Annotated in this window: 15 protein-coding genes and 1 pseudogene; 12 read left to right on the top strand and 4 right to left on the bottom strand. The window is 38.6% G+C overall.

Going from position 1 to position 17,197, the window contains the following annotated elements; genetic code table 11:
* The first annotated feature begins 86 nt into the window (after window positions 1-86).
* From iolI to H539_RS33335, 11 genes and pseudogenes are all read left to right on the top strand, one after another.
* Window positions 87-926 carry a 2-keto-myo-inositol isomerase gene (iolI, locus tag H539_RS0101010; RefSeq protein ID WP_026691962.1) on the top strand — a complete coding sequence of 280 codons (840 nt, stop codon included), beginning with the start codon at window positions 87-89 and terminating at the stop codon, window positions 924-926.
* Window positions 927-1,005: 79 nt separating this feature from the next.
* A complete protein-coding gene (gene fba / locus H539_RS0101005) occupies window positions 1,006-1,845 on the top strand; it encodes a class II fructose-1,6-bisphosphate aldolase (protein ID WP_026691961.1) in 840 nt (279 codons plus the stop codon).
* Between the two features lie 133 nt (window positions 1,846-1,978).
* On the top strand, window positions 1,979-2,743 hold the full coding sequence (locus H539_RS0101000) for a DeoR/GlpR family DNA-binding transcription regulator (RefSeq protein WP_026691960.1): 765 nt from the start codon (window positions 1,979-1,981) through the stop codon (window positions 2,741-2,743).
* A gap of 1,263 nt (window positions 2,744-4,006) precedes the next feature.
* A complete protein-coding gene (locus H539_RS0100990; RefSeq protein ID WP_026691959.1) occupies window positions 4,007-4,975 on the top strand; it encodes a sugar ABC transporter substrate-binding protein in 969 nt (322 codons plus the stop codon).
* A 70-nt stretch (window positions 4,976-5,045) separates the two neighbouring features.
* Window positions 5,046-6,542 carry a sugar ABC transporter ATP-binding protein gene (locus H539_RS0100985; RefSeq protein ID WP_026691958.1) on the top strand — a complete coding sequence of 499 codons (1,497 nt, stop codon included), beginning with the start codon at window positions 5,046-5,048 and terminating at the stop codon, window positions 6,540-6,542.
* Window positions 6,543-6,575: 33 nt separating this feature from the next.
* Entirely contained in the window at window positions 6,576-7,574 is a 999-nt protein-coding gene (locus H539_RS0100980) for an ABC transporter permease (RefSeq protein WP_026691957.1), read from the top strand.
* A gap of 101 nt (window positions 7,575-7,675) precedes the next feature.
* Window positions 7,676-8,725, top strand: a pseudogene (locus H539_RS27465) (Gfo/Idh/MocA family oxidoreductase).
* A 230-nt stretch (window positions 8,726-8,955) separates the two neighbouring features.
* Entirely contained in the window at window positions 8,956-9,816 is an 861-nt protein-coding gene (locus tag H539_RS0100970; protein WP_026691956.1) for a helix-turn-helix transcriptional regulator, read from the top strand.
* A 406-nt stretch (window positions 9,817-10,222) separates the two neighbouring features.
* On the top strand, window positions 10,223-11,146 hold the full coding sequence (locus H539_RS0100965; protein WP_026691955.1) for a sugar phosphate isomerase/epimerase family protein: 924 nt from the start codon (window positions 10,223-10,225) through the stop codon (window positions 11,144-11,146).
* A 36-nt stretch (window positions 11,147-11,182) separates the two neighbouring features.
* The gene (locus H539_RS0100960; RefSeq protein ID WP_026691954.1) at window positions 11,183-12,349 is read left to right on the top strand and encodes a Gfo/Idh/MocA family protein; all 1,167 of its coding nucleotides are present in this window, start codon (window positions 11,183-11,185) and stop codon (window positions 12,347-12,349) included.
* Window positions 12,350-12,357: 8 nt separating this feature from the next.
* Entirely contained in the window at window positions 12,358-12,513 is a 156-nt protein-coding gene (locus H539_RS33335; RefSeq protein WP_162144671.1) for a VOC family protein, read from the top strand.
* A 1,597-nt stretch (window positions 12,514-14,110) separates the two neighbouring features.
* Here the strand turns inward: H539_RS33335 and H539_RS31240 are convergent.
* Together H539_RS31240 and H539_RS27460 are read right to left on the bottom strand one after the other, a co-directional pair.
* Complete coding sequence (locus H539_RS31240; protein WP_155889908.1) at window positions 14,111-14,254, bottom strand: hypothetical protein; 144 nt, start codon at window positions 14,252-14,254, stop codon at window positions 14,111-14,113.
* 103 nt (window positions 14,255-14,357) lie between these two features.
* Entirely contained in the window at window positions 14,358-14,795 is a 438-nt protein-coding gene (locus H539_RS27460; RefSeq protein ID WP_035321706.1) for a GlcG/HbpS family heme-binding protein, read from the bottom strand.
* A gap of 202 nt (window positions 14,796-14,997) precedes the next feature.
* Here H539_RS27460 and H539_RS0100940 point away from each other — a divergent pair, with 202 nt between their 5' ends.
* The gene (locus tag H539_RS0100940; RefSeq protein WP_026691953.1) at window positions 14,998-15,255 is read left to right on the top strand and encodes a hypothetical protein; all 258 of its coding nucleotides are present in this window, start codon (window positions 14,998-15,000) and stop codon (window positions 15,253-15,255) included.
* 263 nt (window positions 15,256-15,518) lie between these two features.
* Here H539_RS0100940 and H539_RS0100935 read toward each other — a convergent pair whose 3' ends face one another.
* Both H539_RS0100935 and H539_RS0100930 read right to left on the bottom strand, forming a co-directional pair.
* Window positions 15,519-16,823, bottom strand: coding sequence for an ammonium transporter (locus tag H539_RS0100935; RefSeq protein ID WP_026691952.1), 1,305 nt, complete (start codon window positions 16,821-16,823; stop codon window positions 15,519-15,521).
* 5 nt (window positions 16,824-16,828) lie between these two features.
* Window positions 16,829-17,188, bottom strand: coding sequence for a P-II family nitrogen regulator (locus H539_RS0100930; protein WP_026691951.1), 360 nt, complete (start codon window positions 17,186-17,188; stop codon window positions 16,829-16,831).
* Window positions 17,189-17,197 lie beyond the last annotated feature (9 nt).

Genomic DNA, 17,197 nt, shown 5'->3' with positions numbered 1-17,197 from the left:
AATAGAAATAAGAAGTTATAACCATGATTTACCAAAACCCCTCAATAAAAAACGGGAATTGTATATTGGAAACGGAGAGGTTCCTAATGAAATTATGTTTTAACCAGGCTACTACACTGGAAAACTCTAATCTTAAAAAGGATCTGGAGCTTTGTGAAAAATATGGCTACGATTATATCGAAATCCGGACAATGGATAAGCTTCCTGAGTATTTGAGGGAAAATTCCATGGAAGATCTAGTAAACTACTTCAAAAATCATCGTATTAAACCATTAGCTTTTAATGCCTTAGTATTTTTTAATAATCGTGATGAAGAAGGTCATGCGGCTATTATTAATGAATTCAAAGGCATGCTGAAGGCAGGCAAAAAATTAGGTGTGAAGTATGTTGTAGCTGTTCCGCTTGTAACTGAGCAAAAAATCTTAAAAGAAGAGATTAAGAAAAGCTGTGTAGAAGTTTTAACAGAGTTATCTGATCTTGCAGAACCATATGGAATGAAAATTGCGGTTGAATTTGTCGGGCACCCGCAATGTACTGTCAATACTTTCGGTCAGGCCTATGATATTGTTGAGACTGTTAATCGTGAAAATGTCGGCTTAGTCCTTGACTGTTTCCACTTCCATGCAATGGGTTCTAAATTGGAAGATTTGAAAAATGCCGATGGTTCGAAGATCTTTATCCTCCATATGGATGACACAGAAGATTTTCCAATCGGGTTCTTAACGGATGATGATCGTGTTTGGCCGGGATTAGGTGCCATTGATTTAGACAGCATTTTATCTACGTTAAAACAAATTGGTTATTCTGAAGTAGCTTCTGTGGAGCTTTTCAGACCTGAATATTATGAATTAGATACAGATGAAAATATTAAGAAAGCAAAAGAAACGACCATTCAAGTGGTGTCAAGATATTTCGACCTCGAGTAATAAATAAGGGCTTATGTTATAAAGGGGAGGTGCAGATTTAGTGACGTTAGTATCTGGGGAAGAATATACACTCGTACCGATGAAAGAAATGCTGATTAAAGCCAAAGAGAGCGGTTACGCTATTGGGCAATTTAACATTAATGGCTTACATTGGGTCCAGGCAACATTGCAGGCAGCAGAAGAAGAACAATCACCGATTATTTTAGCGGCATCCGACCGCCTCATCGATTATTTAGGCGGCTTTCGGATGGTGGCGACAATGGTAAAAGAGCAATTGAAACAAATGAAGGTTACGGTTCCTGTCTCTTTGCACTTAGATCATGGCAAAAGTGTAGAAAGTTGTAAACAGGCCATTGATACAGGATTTACCTCCGTCATGATTGATGGATCACACTTTCCTATTCATGAGAATATTTCCATGACAAAGCAAGTGGTCGAATATGCGAGGGCTTTTGATGTAACTGTGGAAGCAGAAGTGGGGATGGTTGGCGGAAATGAAGATGGCTTAATCGGCGGAATTCAATATGCAGATCCAAATGAATGCTTACGACTCGTCAAAGAGGCAGAAATTGATGCATTAGCCGCTGCGCTCGGGTCCGTCCACGGACCATACCAAGGGGAGCCGAAGCTCGGCTTTGCTGAAATGAAGCAAATTTCGGAAATGACGGGTATACCGCTTGTGCTGCATGGCGGTTCAGGAATTCCGGATTATCAAATTGAAAAAGCGATTGCCCTTGGTCATGCGAAAATTAATGTTAATACTGAATGCATTCAAGCATGGACGAAAGCTGTTCGTGTCTTTTTAGAAAATGACATCAAGGTATATGATCCGAGGACCATTCTTACACCAGGCAAAGAAGCGATTATGAAAACAATAAAAGAAAAGATCAGATTATTTAAATCAAACCAAAAGGCTTAATTTAAAGGGATGCCTTTTCACACTTCGAAGGCATCCCTCTATTGATAGGATTGATGTTTTTATTATATAGTAAAAATATTCTAGATGATTGTATGTAATTTTTGTTGCAAGAATGAAGAGGAGGTGGGTTGAATTGATTAAGACACAGCGGATTAAACAAATCCAGGATTATATATTTAAACATCAAACCGCATCTCTTGATGAACTTTGTAATGTTTTTAATGTTTCAAAAAATACCATTAGGCGCGACATTCAAGAATTAGTTCTACTTGGGGAATTTAAGAAGGTTTATGGCGGTGTAGCTGTGAATGCGGAAGCACTTGTTTCGTTTAGCGACAGGAAAACGCGCAATCAACAGTCAAAAGAGTTAATCGCAAAAGCGGGTGCCTCTTATGTTGAAGACGGAGATGTTATTTTTATTGATTCAGGGACGACCACGGTAGAAATGATTGAATATATCAAAACGAAAAATTTGACGATTATTACAAACAATCTTGATTTTATGATTAAGGCGCTTCCATATGAAAATATAAACGTCATTTCAACAGGCGGAGCATTTGAACGAAAGACGAATTCGTTTATCAGCTTAAAACCATTTAATTTGCTGCAATCCTATAATATTAACAAAGCATTCATGGCTTCGACGGGTATTTCGTTAACCAATGGAGTGACAAATGCATCACCGTTGGAAAGTGAAACGAAAACGATTGCTGTGGAGAGAAGCTTACAAGTCTTTTTACTAATAGATCGGGATAAATTTGATAAATATGGTCTTATGACTTACTGCGGTCTTGATCAAATTAATTATGTTGTGACCGACGATCTTCCGAGTGAGGAGTATCAGGAATACTTTTTAGAGAATGAAATTGAGCTTATTGTTGCAAAAGATCAAGATTAAAACTTTGAAAAACCTCAGTCCGATTGTACAAACCATGAACTTTAGTCCATGGTTTTGTTTAGTTATCTCCCTTCTTAAAAAAGGGAACAGACTGAAAAGACTGTGAGTGGTTAATTGCGTACATTTCCTGTTAAAGATAAAACTATTTTTTAGCAGTATCGTTCATTTTTGCTTTTTCCATTTTATCTATGATCGGATGCTATCCCCCTATATGGAATCGATAGGGGGAAAATATACTACCGAGGTTAAATCGTTTATTTTAATGGGACCCCTTTCTATGCCTTCATCTGGTTCAAACACAAAGAAAGATAAAATCACACCAATAACCGCAATTCCTGCTCCCATCCAGAATGGTGGATGCCAGCATGTCATCCCCACTGATCAACAATATAGGTACTTAACCCCATCCTAAGAAGCTGGGCGAACACAATAACGAAGGAAATCATGCTCATGGCCCGATGAACTTAACATCTGAAAAAAACTTTGAATACAGGACTGCAAAAACAACCCACGATGCTGCAGTAATACCAGCAAGGCAGCGGGCAGCAAAAACCCCATATTAAATATCCGTTACCGAAAAGTTCAAACAGCCTAAGCGCGCTTTGGGATTGCAGCCGGGTTTTATTTGCTGGTGTAATTGGATTTCTAGCGGTTATTTTATAAGTTTTTGGGGAGAAATGATTCCTTCCCTGCTGCATTAGAAAGTGGAATAGATGTTTATCGTTAATCTAGTATAACGTCAAAATTAGTTAAACCAAGGGAATGCTTTCCTTAGTTCTTTTTTATTGCCTAATTCTTAGTTTTACTAGATTAATCAGTTATCTCTCGAAATAAACTGCTATTCAAAAGCTAATAATAAAAAATATCAGAATATAACAAAAATATATTGACTGAAAGCGCTTTTATAATTATCATAAAGTTACCAACATTTAATCAAAACATAACAAATATTTTGGCGCTTAAGCTATTGAGAAGATGAAAAACATTGACTGACAACAGTGAAATTAGTATATTTTTTAATCAAATTTAAATTGTTACCCAAAACATAACAATTTATTTAAAAAGAAAACAACCAAAAATTTAGAGGTTTAGTCATTTTAAGGGGGTGGGGATTTTTACCGGATTGATTTTTTTGAAGATTACGAATAAGGGGTTAAAGCTGAAGCAATCATCTGCTAAAAATGCAGAGCCAAAATTGGCGTGATTAAAATTCATCTGTGTTATTTACATAAATACGAAAAATTTAAGGGGGCTACATTTAACATGAATAAGAGATTAATGGGTTTATTAGCAGTTTTTGTTTTATTGGCGGGAATGCTGGCCGGCTGTGGATCGGCAACAACTTCAGGCAAGGATAAAAACCATATTGTCATTGGTGCCGCGATGCCTGTGTTCGACGATAAATGGTTATCTTACTTATATGATGGAATTAATCAATATGACAAAGCACATAAAAATGTTGAAGTGAAAATGGTAGATGCCAAAAATGACTCTAGTAAGCAAATGTCTCAAGTTGATACATTCATTACTCAAGGGGTAGATGCAATCATTATTAACCCAGTTGATACAGATGCTGTTGAGCCGATGGTCAATGCTGCAAATGACGCAAATATTCCAGTGATTATTGTAAATAGGATGCCAAGCAAAAAGGTCATGAAAAAAATCTATGCATATGTTGGATCGGAGTCTCTTGAGGCTGGAACAATCCAAATGAAAAAGGTAGCCGAGTTACTGGGTGGAAAAGGCGATATTGGTCTAATGAATGGTACATTGGGTCAAGAATCAGTAGTAAAAAGAACACAAGGTAATAAAGATGTTGTAAAAGAAAATCCAGGTATGAAAATTGTTCGTGAAGCTTCCGCTGATTATCAAAGATCCACTGGGATGACCTTGATGGAAAACTGGATCCAATCTGGAAAACATTTCGATGCCATTGTTGCAAATAATGATGAAATGGCAATTGGAGCGATTTCTGCCCTTGATGAAGCTGGTAAGCGTGGAAATATTATCGTTGCTGGAATTGATGGAACCATCGATGCTTTAAAATATGTTAAAGATGGCAAATTAAATGTTACCGCTTTCCAAGATGCAAATGGTCAAGGTAAAGGGGCAATTGAAGCAGCAATTGATGCTGTAAAAGGGAAAAAATTAAAAAATAAATTTATTAATATCCCATTCCAATTAGTTACAAAGGATAATGTTGACGAGTTCATCAAAAAATGGCAAAAGTAGTTCTTGATTGTAAGGGTCGCTTAGGATCGAGCTTCTGAGCGGCCTTTTTATTAAAATCTTAATCTAGGCGGTGACGAAGGTGAGTGAGTATATTCTAGAACTCGAAAACATTACAAAGGAGTTCCCTGGGGTAAAAGCACTAGATAATATTCAATTAAAGATAAGAAAAGGCTCTGTTCACGGTCTGATGGGAGAGAATGGGGCAGGGAAATCCACTTTAATGAAGATAATCTTTGGTATTTATACTCCAGACACAGGTATTATTCGGTTCAAAGGGAAAGAACTGAAGGTAAGCGGTCCAAAAGAAGCTGTTAAAAATGGTATTTCCATGATCCATCAAGAATTAAGTCCTGTCCCGCATATGACGGTTGCTGAGAATATTTTTTTAGGTAGAGAATTTTCATTTGGCAAGACTGGCTGGGTGAACAATAAAAAAATGGTAGAAGAGTCCAGGAGACTCTTTGAAACACTGAATATCAATATTGACCCTACCACAAAAATGAAAGATTTAAGTATTGCCAATATGCAAATGGTGGAGATTGCGACCGCCGTTTCATATAATGCTGATTTAATCATCATGGATGAGCCAACATCTGCGATTACAGATAAAGAAGTTGAACAGCTATTTGGAATTATTCGTTCATTGCAAGCCAAAGGGGTTTCCATCATTTATATTTCACATAAAATGGATGAAATTTTTAAAATCTGTGATGAATTAACAGTCTTTCGAGACGGTCAATATATAGGAACAAAATCGGCAAAGGAAATAGATGAAAATACATTAATTCAGATGATGGTAGGACGGGAAATCAAACAAGTTTTTCATAAAGAAAAAGCTGAATTGTTAGATGTCATCTTATCAGTCAAAAATCTTTCTAGGAAAGGCAAGTTTCAAAATATTAGCTTCGAACTTCGCAAAGGCGAAATTTTAGGAATTGCAGGTCTAATGGGAGCAGGAAGAACAGAGGTAATTGAGTGCATTTTTGGGATCGATACTCCTGATACGGGTGAGATTTACATAAATGGAAAAAAAGTTAAGATTAAAAGTCCGGAAGATGCAATTAAAAATAAAATTGCTTTGTTAACGGAGGACCGGAAATTAACAGGTGCATTTCTTCCTCTATCCATTAGGGAAAATATGATTATCTCAAATATTAATCGGTTTTTAAAGGGTGGCTATATCAATAAAAGATTAGTAAAAGAAAAATGTAATGAACAGGTCGAACTATTAAATATTAAAACCCCTCACCTTGATCAGCTTATTATGAATTTAAGCGGCGGAAATCAACAGAAAGTATTACTGGCAAGATGGCTTTTGAATGACCCGGATATTCTCATCCTGGATGAGCCAACAAGAGGTGTAGATGTAGGGGCTAAATCAGAGATTCATAAGTTAATGTCTAAACTCGCACAGCAAGGAAAAGCCGTTATTATGATTTCTTCCGAAATGCCGGAAATCTTAGGAATGAGCGACCGAATTATTGTTATGCACGAAGGCATTAAAAAGGGTGAATTAGGGCGTGAGGAAGCAAACCAAGAAAAAATCTTAGAAATAGCTTATCATTAAAATATTTTTGGGAATTCAAGAGGAGGGAATAAATTGGGTAATCCAACAAGTAGTACTGCTACAGCCGTAAACCAAGGTAGTGAGAGAAATCTTTGGAAAGAAAAGATCGGCCCATTCATTAGTAAATATGGAATTGTGTTTGTCTTATTAGCGATGGTTATTATCATGTCATTTCTGTCACCGTCCTTTCTTAAAACACAAAACTTATTAAACATTGTCAGGCAAATCTCATTTATTGGTATTGTTGGAATTGGCGTTACCATTGTTATTATAACAACCGGTATCGACTTATCTTCCGGTTCAGTTATTGCACTGACCTCCGTTATGGTGGCAAGTTTTGCACACCCTGGAAACTCTCTGATCATATCATTATTGATTGGTGTAGGAGTTGGGGTTGCCTGTGGAGCAATAAACGGGATTATTTCAACGAAGGGTAAGATTCCTCCATTTATCTCCACACTTGGTATGATGACAGCGGCAAGAGGTTTAGCCCTGTTATATAGTGATGGGAGACCGATTCCAAACTTATCTGATCCCTTTATGTTTTTAGGCAGGGGTGTAATTGCTGGAATCCCGGTTCCAATCATTATATTTGCTCTAGTAGGAATTGTTTCTCATATATTACTAGCTAAAACAAAGTTTGGTAAGTACACCTATGCGATTGGCGGTAACGTTCAAGCTGCAAAAATCTGCGGAATCAATGTTGATCGCTACCTGATATTAATTTATATTTATGCAGGATTGTTATCCTCAATTGCCGGTATGCTGCTAACTGCAAGGGTAAGTGTCGGTCAGCCAAGTATGGGTGTGTCCTTTGAGCTTGATGCGATTGCCGCTGCAGTTATTGGGGGTACAAGTTTAGCCGGTGGGGTTGGTACCATCCCTGGAACGATTATTGGTGCCTTAATTATCGGTGTCTTAAATAACAGCCTTGATTTATTAGGTGTATCTTCTTATTGGCAGCAAATTTTAAAGGGAGCAATCATTGTAAGCGCTGTTTTAATTGATTCTCGTAAGAATAAAAAAGCATAATAGAGAAGAGAAGCTGACAGGTCTGACTGCTAGAAGTCAGGCCTATTTAAGTGCCATTTTTATAAAATATTCCGTTAATCTATTAAAGGTGGAGATTTTAAATGAATAAGGTAAAGGTTGGTATCGTCGGTTTAGGAAGATTGGGCAGACAGCACGCGGAAAATTTAGCGTTTCGCATTCCAAATTGTGAATTATCAGCGGTTTGCAGTGTGATTCCGGAGGAAGTGGAACAAGTTCAAAAAGATTGGGATATTCCATATGCCTATATGAATTATGATGAAATGTTAAAAAACAAAGAATTGGACGCCATCTTTATTGCATCTCCTTCAAGTTTCCATTGCGAACAAATTGAGAAAGCTTTGACTGCCGGATTCCATGTGTTCAGTGAAAAACCACTTGGATTGTATTTAGAGGAAGCACTTCACGTCCAAGAGGTAGTAAACAAGTATAAGGATCAAGTATTTATGCTTGGGTTTATGAGAAGATATGATAAGTCATATGCCTATGCCAAAAAGAAAATTGAGGAGGGGAAGATTGGGGAGCCATTTTTAATCCGCTGCTACGGTCTTGATCCGGCAAATGCCATCAATGGATTTATGCAATTTGCGAAAAACAATTACAGCGGAGGTTTGTTCCTTGATATGGCCATCCATGATTTGGATCTTGCCAGATGGTATCTAAACGCAGAAGCCAGACAGGTATGGGCCATTGGCGGAGCCAGTGCCCATCCCGAATTTACGGAATTGAATGATGCCGAAACGGGTGTGGGCATGGTAAAATTTGCAGATAATAAAGTGGGGATTTTTGTAGCCGGACGTAATAGCGCGCATGGCTATCACGTTGAAACGGAAATTATCGGTACAAAAGGTACATTAAGAATTGGGACTATCCCGGAAAAAAATCTGGTTACTGTCTTTGATGAAACAGGAGCCGTAAAGGAATGTTCCGATGGATTTTAAGAGCGGTTTGAACAGGCCTACTTAAGCGAGGCAGAAGAGTTTATTTCTTGCATTTTGGAGAAAAGGAACCCGGATGTGACAGTGGAAGATGGGGTGTTATCAACCGCTCTCGGCTATGCTTGCAAAAAGTCATATGAAACAGGTGGGTTGATTACAGTTCAATCTCCATTTAACACACTTCAGGGTCAGTAATACTGTAACTTAGTATTAGAATTGAGTAGGAAAGCACCCTATTGACACTTAATGGTTGGAGGTGCTTTTTAATTAAAAAGTATTCCATGGTTAGTCAGGTTATTAGAATATAAAAGAGTTGCACAATATAGGATTCATCTTATAAAGTATAGCTAAATGCTATATTATCGAATATTCCCATTTATAAGAATATTTACAGCGCTGGTATCATAATAGTGAGGGATCAATTAATGACTCAATATTTTGTTAACAAAGATTTTCATCCCAGCTTTGAGGATGGTTCAATTCCTAAACTGCTCTATATCTGTAATGTTGATTCAACTCATACAAGCTTGCCTCGAACGTTGCATATGCATCATGATATTTTGGAAATTATCTATATCACAGAGGGTGGTGGTGGTCTTTTGATCGGTGATCGGCATTATAAAACCCTTAAAGGTGATATTTTAATCTATAACAGCGGTGTCCTCCACGATGAATATGGAAATTCAGATATGGATATGAGCGTTTATTGTTGTGGTATCACAAATTTAAAGCTGACTGGATTACCTAAAAATCATTTGGTTTCAAAGGGTACTTCATATGTTTTACGCAGCGGAGAGAATGCCTCGAATATTGAGTCATTAATGGAAATGATGTATTCACAAATTTCGGATGAAAAGCCTGGCGCCGAGGAAACTTGCAGCTATCTCCTTCGAGCGCTTATCATGTCTATATTACAAATTCCTCAAGAGAATCTTGAATTATCAAAATCCGAAGAATCCGTTCTTTCTAATAACATTAAATCTTATATTGATGAACATTATCAAGAAGATATTACATTGAATCTCCTTTCTCATAAACTTCATATAAGTCCCTATTATTTGGTCCATGCTTTCAAGGAATATACTGGGTTTTCCCCCATTCAATATATCATTCGGCGAAGAATTGGGGAAGCACAGTCATTACTCATTAACACGAAGGAAAGTGTTACGAATATTGCTGGCATGGTTGGTTACGATAATACCAGCTATTTTACGACCCTATTTTCTAGGAATGTCGGTATGTCTCCCAAAAAATATCGACAGTTATGGACTAAAAATGAAAGGTAGGAAGTGTTCCACAAAAATTGTTAATACATAAAAAAGCCCACATCTTGCGTTATTTCATTTAAGATGGTGGTGGGCTTTTTTCATACTCTGAAATGATTCCGTTAGAAAGCTGTTTCACTACAATTGTTTGGATGTCTCCAATTAAATATTGTAAATGCTTGTTCGATGTAAATGAACTTATTGAATATAGCGAATAGATAATCTTTTTATCTTAAGGGGATAGTTCTAACCGGGCTATTACCTTTTTATTACTGTCCGTTTCGGAAATGACTTTACCAATTAAAAACAAGATAGTGAAACTTTTTCTGTTATATGAAGGAAAATCAGCTTAAATCAAACAATATATTGAAAGCGTTTGCTTATATTAGAGATTTATAATTAAGGCATAAGTTTTGGAGGTGTTCAAATGAGTATAATAATCTCAGGAGCCCCTTGCTGCTGGGGTGTGGATGATCCCAAGAACCCTTATCTGCCTCCATGGGAGAGGGTGCTAAATGAGGCAGCACAAGCTGGTTATAAAGGGATTGAGTTAGGACCCTATGGATATATGCCTATGGATATTGAGAGAGTGCAGGAAGAGCTTTCTAAAAATGATTTGACCATTATTGCAGGGACTATTTTTGATGATTTAGTATCAGAGAGTAATATTGAAAATTTATTACAACAGGTTGATGATATCTGTTCTTTGATAACGAAACTTCCTCCTTCTCCAAAGGAAGAAGGACAAAAATTCCCGACCCCATATTTGGTAATTATTGATTGGGGGCATGATGAAAGGGATTATCATGCCGGCCATCCTGAACGGGCACCAAGGTTATCCACGCAGGATTGGAACAAAATGATGAACCATATTCGTGCTATTTCCGAACGTGCGTGGAATCTATATAGTGTACGGCCGGTCATCCATCCGCATGCCGGGGGATATATTGAATTTGAAGACGAAATCAAGAAACTTCTAGAAGATATTCCCTATGAAACTGCCGGACTTTGCCTGGATACTGGGCATCTTTATTACTCAAAAATGGATCCGGTGCAGTTGCTTAGAGATTATGCAGACCGAATGGATTATATCCATTTTAAGGATATTGATCTGGAAATCTATCATCAAGTAATGGGTGAACAGATTCGATTTTTTGATGCCTGCGGTAAAGGGGTGATGTGCCCAATCGGTCAGGGTATTATTGATTACAATTCTATTCATCAATTGTTAAAAAATATTAATTATCACGGTTTTATCACAATTGAACAGGAACGGGATCCAAGAAATGCGGATACTAGTTTACGGGATGTAAAACAGAGTGTTGATTATTTAAAAAGTGTTGGATATTGACGAAAAATAGATTTTTTAGAAAAGGAGAAATTAAAAATGATTTATGGTGAAAAGAATGTGGAAAAACCAATCCGGTGGGCAATGATAGGCGGCGGACGAGGAAGTCAAATTGGATATATCCATCGCTCAGCTGCACTGCGTGACTATAATTTTGAACTAGTGGCGGGCGCTTTTGATATTCATCCGGAGCGCGGTAGAGATTTTGGCGTAAATTTACATGTTGATCCAGAACGCTGCTATCCTGATTACAAAACGATGTTTGAAGAAGAGGCGAAACGGGAGGATGGCATTCAAGCTGTTTCGATCGCCACTCCAAACGGCACTCACTATGAGATTTGCAAAACTGCGCTGAACGCTGGTGTGCATGTGGTTTGTGAAAAGCCGTTATGTTTTACCATCGAAGAGGCAAATGAACTAGAGGCTGTTGCGAAAAAGATGAATCGGGTTGTGGGTATTACGTATGGTTATTCCGGTCATCAGGTCATTGAACAGGCACGTCAAATGATTGCGAATGGCGATCTAGGAGAAATACGAATTATTAATATGCAGTTTGCACACGGTTTCCACTCTGGAGCTGTGGAAGAAAATAATTCCAGTACAAAGTGGCGAGTGGATCCAAAAATGGCAGGGCCAAGTTATGTTTTGGGTGATTTAGGAACACATCCCCTCTACTTGTCGCAAGTGATGCTGCCAAATTTAAAAATCAGAAAGCTAATGTGTACACGCCAGAGCTTTGTTAAGAGCCGTTCCCCGCTAGAGGACAATGCCTATACCATCATGGAATATGATAATGGTGCCATTGGGACTGTCTGGTCCTCTTGTATAAATGCTGGTTCCATGCATGGACAAAAGATCCGTGTAATCGGCTCCAAGGCGAGTATTGAATGGTGGGATGAACAGCCTAATCAGCTTCGTTATGAAATTCAAGGGAAACCGGCACAAATTCTAGAACGCGGGATGGACTATCTTTATCCTGGGTCATTAGCAGATGACCGCATCGGCGGCGGACATCCTGAAGGATTATTTGAAGCGTGGTCGAATCTTTACACCCGGTTTGCCAAGGCGATGGCCGCAGTAGATCAGGGAGAAACGTTAGAAAATATTTGGTACTCAGGAATTGAGGCAGGAGTAGAGGGGGTCCGGTGGGTTGAGAATTGTGTACGGTCTGCAGATAATGGTGCTATATGGGTTGAATATCAATAACAGTGGATATGGGTATCAGGATAATAAAAAGAGTTGAACATTTTGGTATTATCGTATCCGAGATGGATGAGTCTATAAACTTTTACGAGGTTCTTCTTGATTTTAAGGTTCGTGTTAGAAGCAATAATGGAGAGAAAGAGCTTACCTTTTGGGATTATATTTGAAAACGAGTGAACGCAAACGTGGGATCAATGACCGAAATACCAATCGTTTTACAGCTGGTGGAAGAAAGAATTGAATCTTAGTTTAAGTATTTTAAATAAAAAGTTTTTAATAGGATATGACTAAATTGCCAATTCCCTTTTGTGTTACTGAATTGGCGTTTATACTATTCTAAATTTTCATCTGAACCGCCCTTACCTTGGTAAGATGGATCCCTTAGGAATATTTTTGTTTATCTTAAATAGGTTTCAATACGAATATTTCCGTATGAATCTTCTGCTTTTCTGTAGACTTTCACCATAGTCTTATTTAATTGAAGTAATTTTTTTCATTTTTTTCTTGCACCCTTATTTTACTTATGCCTTTATTATTGTCCCTTTATGAGGGAAAACGGGAAAATTCACTATGAAAGCGACAAAATTGGAACTAACCGAGTAAAAGGTAGTATTTTCTCATTATTTTACGATTTTGGGTAGTTGCTTAGGACTACTAATTGCCAAAAGTCAGCCTCTGAATTTTTTCCAATAAGCAGCAAAAGGCTGAATTGCTTTGATTCAGCCTTTTGCCAAAATTAAAACTCCAGAAAATTTTTCGGCGTTAAATTTTTTTGTCCAGTCCTGATTTCCCAGCCGTACCCCTAATGGTACCATGGATGCAGGATGGGTAATGGTGATGATGATGGAAACCATATCCTCCATACATGTACGGTTTAAATCCTACACCGATGGTTGGATAACCCAAAACACGAGATACGATTGAAGAAAACACACTAACACATTCTGTAAATGATAATAAGAAAAGCTGGGATATTGTAGCACATCATTTTACTGGAAAGGATGCTTTAACTTGTTATGGACCGTTTGCCCAAACGGAAGATGAATTAAGACTATTTGATGAATTAGCAAACAATAAAGTTCTGGATATTGGTTGTGGCAGCGGACATTCCTTACTTTATATGAGTGGGAAAGGTGCGGGAATTATGGGGAGTTGACTTATTAGAGAAACAAATTAAGACGGCAAATGAAACCTTTAAGAACTTAGAAACGCACCTATACTGTGCACCAATGGAAGAAGATATCGGTCTAGGAAAGTATATATAGATTACTACAATACGAAACAAATAAAAGCAAAATTAAATCAGGTCCGGTTCTATACCGAACTTAGTTTTACCAAGCTGTCTTATGAAATAACCGCTTTATTCTTTAAAAACGCTTAATAATCGAAGTAAGCAGGCTGTCACCACAAGTGACAGCCTTTAATATTGGGCCAAATGGTCAAATGGTTTATACCAGGTTTTCTGCAAGCCTTTAACCGTTCTATTTAATTATTGTTCTTGCTTTTTCCAATTCGTTTTAAACATCAATATTAGCAGCCTTCAACAGATTGAGAACCGGGCATCGGCTGTCTGTTGTCTCTTGCAGCTGGCGGATATGATTTCCTATTCCTAATAAAAAAATTCCTAGGAGGGTGGTGTGGACAACCAATCTAAATAATCTGCCTGTTTTTTCTGGGATCCACTACAATTATTAATCTAGAAAACCTTTAACTTATTATATTTTTTCTATTACATCTTCACATTGACTGTAAAAAGTATCTAAATTAATTAATATAGGGATTAACACAAAGCAGCTTCAGATTAACCTGCTTCATCGATACCTTATAGGGCTGGATTCCATAACGTGTGCTTTTTGCTTTTAAGACAGGGAGAATCGGTAATGCATCCACAAATTTTATTAAAGACAATTCAGGCCTCCCTAAAAATTAAAATGAACATTCATTTAATTATTTATCTACCGTTTTGTGTGCGGATAGCTGTTATAAGGAGTGATTTCCAGCCGACAAAACACTATTCCCTGGGTCCATGGGAATAACCATGCCCATACAAGCTGTCAAAAACTTGAACAGCAGCCGCTGCAACCTCCATATCATGTTCAACAGTGCTGCCGCTGGCTCCGACGGCACCCACAATATGGCCATCCATTACTAGCGGGATTCCGCCACCAAAAATGACAATGCGGTCATCAGTGGTGTTTATGCCATACAATTCAGCATTTGGACGAGCCATTCCCGCTAAATAGGAAGTGGGCATTTTCAAGGCAACTGAAGTCCAGGCCTTTTTTTGAGCAAGGGAAATACTGGAGATCCAGGCATCATTCATGCGGTGGCAGGCGATTAAATTCCCGCCTTCATCAACAATGGCGATCACTTCTGAAATACCGAGCTCCCTTGCTCTCCTTTCTGCGCCTTTTATTAACTTTTTTGCCATTTCTAACGTTAAAATCATTGAAAAATCTCCTTTATGACGGGAATTTGCGTATAGAGCAGTGTTGAAATTGTTGTTTGTATTATATGCTCATAAATAAAAGAGGGTAACACTTTCCGGCTGTAATTAGTGCAGTCCTCTTTGCCATGATTTCGATCATTCCAGTGAGAATGCCGAGTGTGTATGATAATAAGCCCGATTGATGGAACTAGTACTCGGGAGATTGAATAATGAAGATCAACGTGCAAGCGTTGCTATATGGGTTGAAAATAAAACAAACCGGGAAGAAAGAGCATTCAAGATAAAAAGCAGGCACCAAGCTGTTAAGGCTGGGCTCACCAGGGGCTGTCAAGCAAGTCAGGTAAACTGGCTTGCTGAATGGTCTCTTTCTGTTCAGGGCGTGGGCCGCGATAAGGGGATGATAAACAATCTTTTAATGGAGGGCTCGCCCTTAGCCGGGCGGCCAGCAACAGTTCTATAAAGGGAGATTTTCCCCTTAACTCCAGAAATGGAGCTGGTTTGGGATGATATAAGGGGAGATTTTCCCCTTATGCAGCGTAAAATCTTTGATTTTGGATTTTTTCGAGTGGATAGAGGGAATTTCTCCCTTTATTAATATGTTTTTTCACAAAAAAATAAATTAAGCGGAATTTTTCCCTCTATTTATCAGCATCGGTATGAAGAATTCGATCGAACAAAAAAAGCAGGTGGAGAAAACAGCCTTTTCTCCACCTGCTTTATTAACTATTTTACCAGTCGTTCTTTATTAGTGGGAGCGATCGATATCCCGGTTGTTTCTTCAAAATTATACAAATTAACAGGAAGGTCCGTGAAACGCTCTAATTCATTATAGGCTGGAATTCCGTGGTAGGACATATCCAAGCCTTCATCTTCTTCACTTTCGCTTACTCGGAAACCAACGGTCTTTTCGCATACCTTTGCCATAAACGAACCGCCTATTACTCCCCAAACCACGACTACTGCTGCACCCAATATCTGTACTTTAATAAGAGAAAACTCACCGGTTGTTAATAATCCATGAGACGTATCAAACAATCCAACTGCAAGTGTCCCGAACACTCCATTGAAGCCGTGGACAGCCACTGCGCCCACTGGGTCATCCACCCTTAAATAGTCCACGAGCAACGTGGCATAAATCACAATCAGACCGCTTATAGCGCCTATCAGGATTGCACTCCATTCTGAGACGTACGCACAGCCTGCCGTTATGGCCACCAATCCAGCCAACACCCCATTAATCGTCATGCTCGGGTCAGCTTTACCAAATTTTTTAAGGGTCATAAACAAGGCCGCAGAACCGCCAGCTGCACCAGCAAGCATCGTATTGATGGCAATAGGGGCAAGGAGTTTATTGGAAGCATCTAAGGTACTTCCTGCATTAAAAGCAAACCAGCCAAACCATAAAATAAACGCACCTGCAGATGCTAAAGGAATATTGCTTGGTGCGAATACATTGGCACTTCCATCTGAATTAAATCTTCCTTTTCTCGGTCCTAGCCATTTTGCCATTGAAAAAGCAGCAAAGCCTCCTACCGCATGGATAGCCGCCGAACCTGCAAAATCCTTCATTCCTAATTTCGCCAGCCACCCATGGCTGTTCCAGATCCAATGGCCTGAAAGTGGATAAATGATGATGCAGATCATGGCTGCTGTTAACACATAGGCTTTAAAGCTCATACGCTCGGCAACCGCACCCGACACAATGGAGATACAAGCTACTGCAAACCCCATTTGAAACAATACAAAAGCTGCGCTGGGCAATTCAATGGAAAGGTGTATCTTTTCCGGACTGCCAAATAATGATGTGCCAATCAATCCAAAGGTATCTTTTCCGTACATTATACCAAAACCGATTAACCAAAAAGCCAAGGCTCCAACCGTTAAATCCACGAATATTTTCATGGTAACATTTACAGCATTTTTAGTACGGACCAAACCAGCTTCCAGTAAGCTGAATCCGCCTTCCATAAATAGCACCATTGCCGCAGCCAGCACAACCCATACGGTATTGATATACATCAGTTCCATGAACGTTATCCCTCCTTATCTACTAGTTCATCAATATCAAAGTCTTCTTTTCCTGTTCGTATGTTATAGGCTTCGATAATTGGATAAACGTAAATCTTACCGTCGCCATCCTCTCCGGTCTGGGCAGATTCAACAATGGCCTTGATGGTACGTTCCACCATGTAATCTGAAAGAACAATCTCCAATTTTACCTTTGGGTGAAGAGTGACATTATAATTTTTGCCGCGGTAGACTCCATGTGTGTCCTTTTGTTTCCCTCTCCCGACTACCTGCGATACGGTAAAGCCTGTAACTCCTATATTTTTCAACCTCTTAATCGTTTCAGTCAGCCTTTCAGGTCTTATAATCGATTCAACTTTTTTCATAGATATACA

Origin of the sequence: Peribacillus kribbensis DSM 17871 (assembly GCF_000430765.1) — a bacterium.
GTDB classification, from domain to species: domain Bacteria; phylum Bacillota; class Bacilli; order Bacillales; family DSM-1321; genus Paraperibacillus; species Paraperibacillus kribbensis.
This window is presented reverse-complemented; position numbering and strand designations above follow the sequence as displayed.

Excerpts from the sequence above, each read along its gene's own strand:
- H539_RS0100960 (WP_026691954.1), top strand. The coding sequence starts at position 11,183 with ATGATTTATGGTGAAAAGAATGTGGAAAAACCAATCCGGTGGGCAATG.
- H539_RS0100970 (WP_026691956.1), top strand. The coding sequence starts at position 8,956 with ATGACTCAATATTTTGTTAACAAAGATTTTCATCCCAGCTTTGAGGAT.
- fba (WP_026691961.1), top strand. The coding sequence starts at position 1,006 with ATGAAAGAAATGCTGATTAAAGCCAAAGAGAGCGGTTACGCTATTGGG.
- H539_RS27460 (WP_035321706.1), bottom strand. The coding sequence starts at position 14,795 with ATGATTTTAACGTTAGAAATGGCAAAAAAGTTAATAAAAGGCGCAGAA.
- H539_RS0100965 (WP_026691955.1), top strand. The coding sequence starts at position 10,223 with ATGAGTATAATAATCTCAGGAGCCCCTTGCTGCTGGGGTGTGGATGAT.
- H539_RS0100990 (WP_026691959.1), top strand. The coding sequence starts at position 4,007 with ATGAATAAGAGATTAATGGGTTTATTAGCAGTTTTTGTTTTATTGGCG.
- H539_RS33335 (WP_162144671.1), top strand. The coding sequence starts at position 12,358 with ATGGGTATCAGGATAATAAAAAGAGTTGAACATTTTGGTATTATCGTA.
- H539_RS0100935 (WP_026691952.1), bottom strand. The coding sequence starts at position 16,823 with ATGGAACTGATGTATATCAATACCGTATGGGTTGTGCTGGCTGCGGCA.
- H539_RS0100930 (WP_026691951.1), bottom strand. The coding sequence starts at position 17,188 with ATGAAAAAAGTTGAATCGATTATAAGACCTGAAAGGCTGACTGAAACG.
- iolI (WP_026691962.1), top strand. The coding sequence starts at position 87 with ATGAAATTATGTTTTAACCAGGCTACTACACTGGAAAACTCTAATCTT.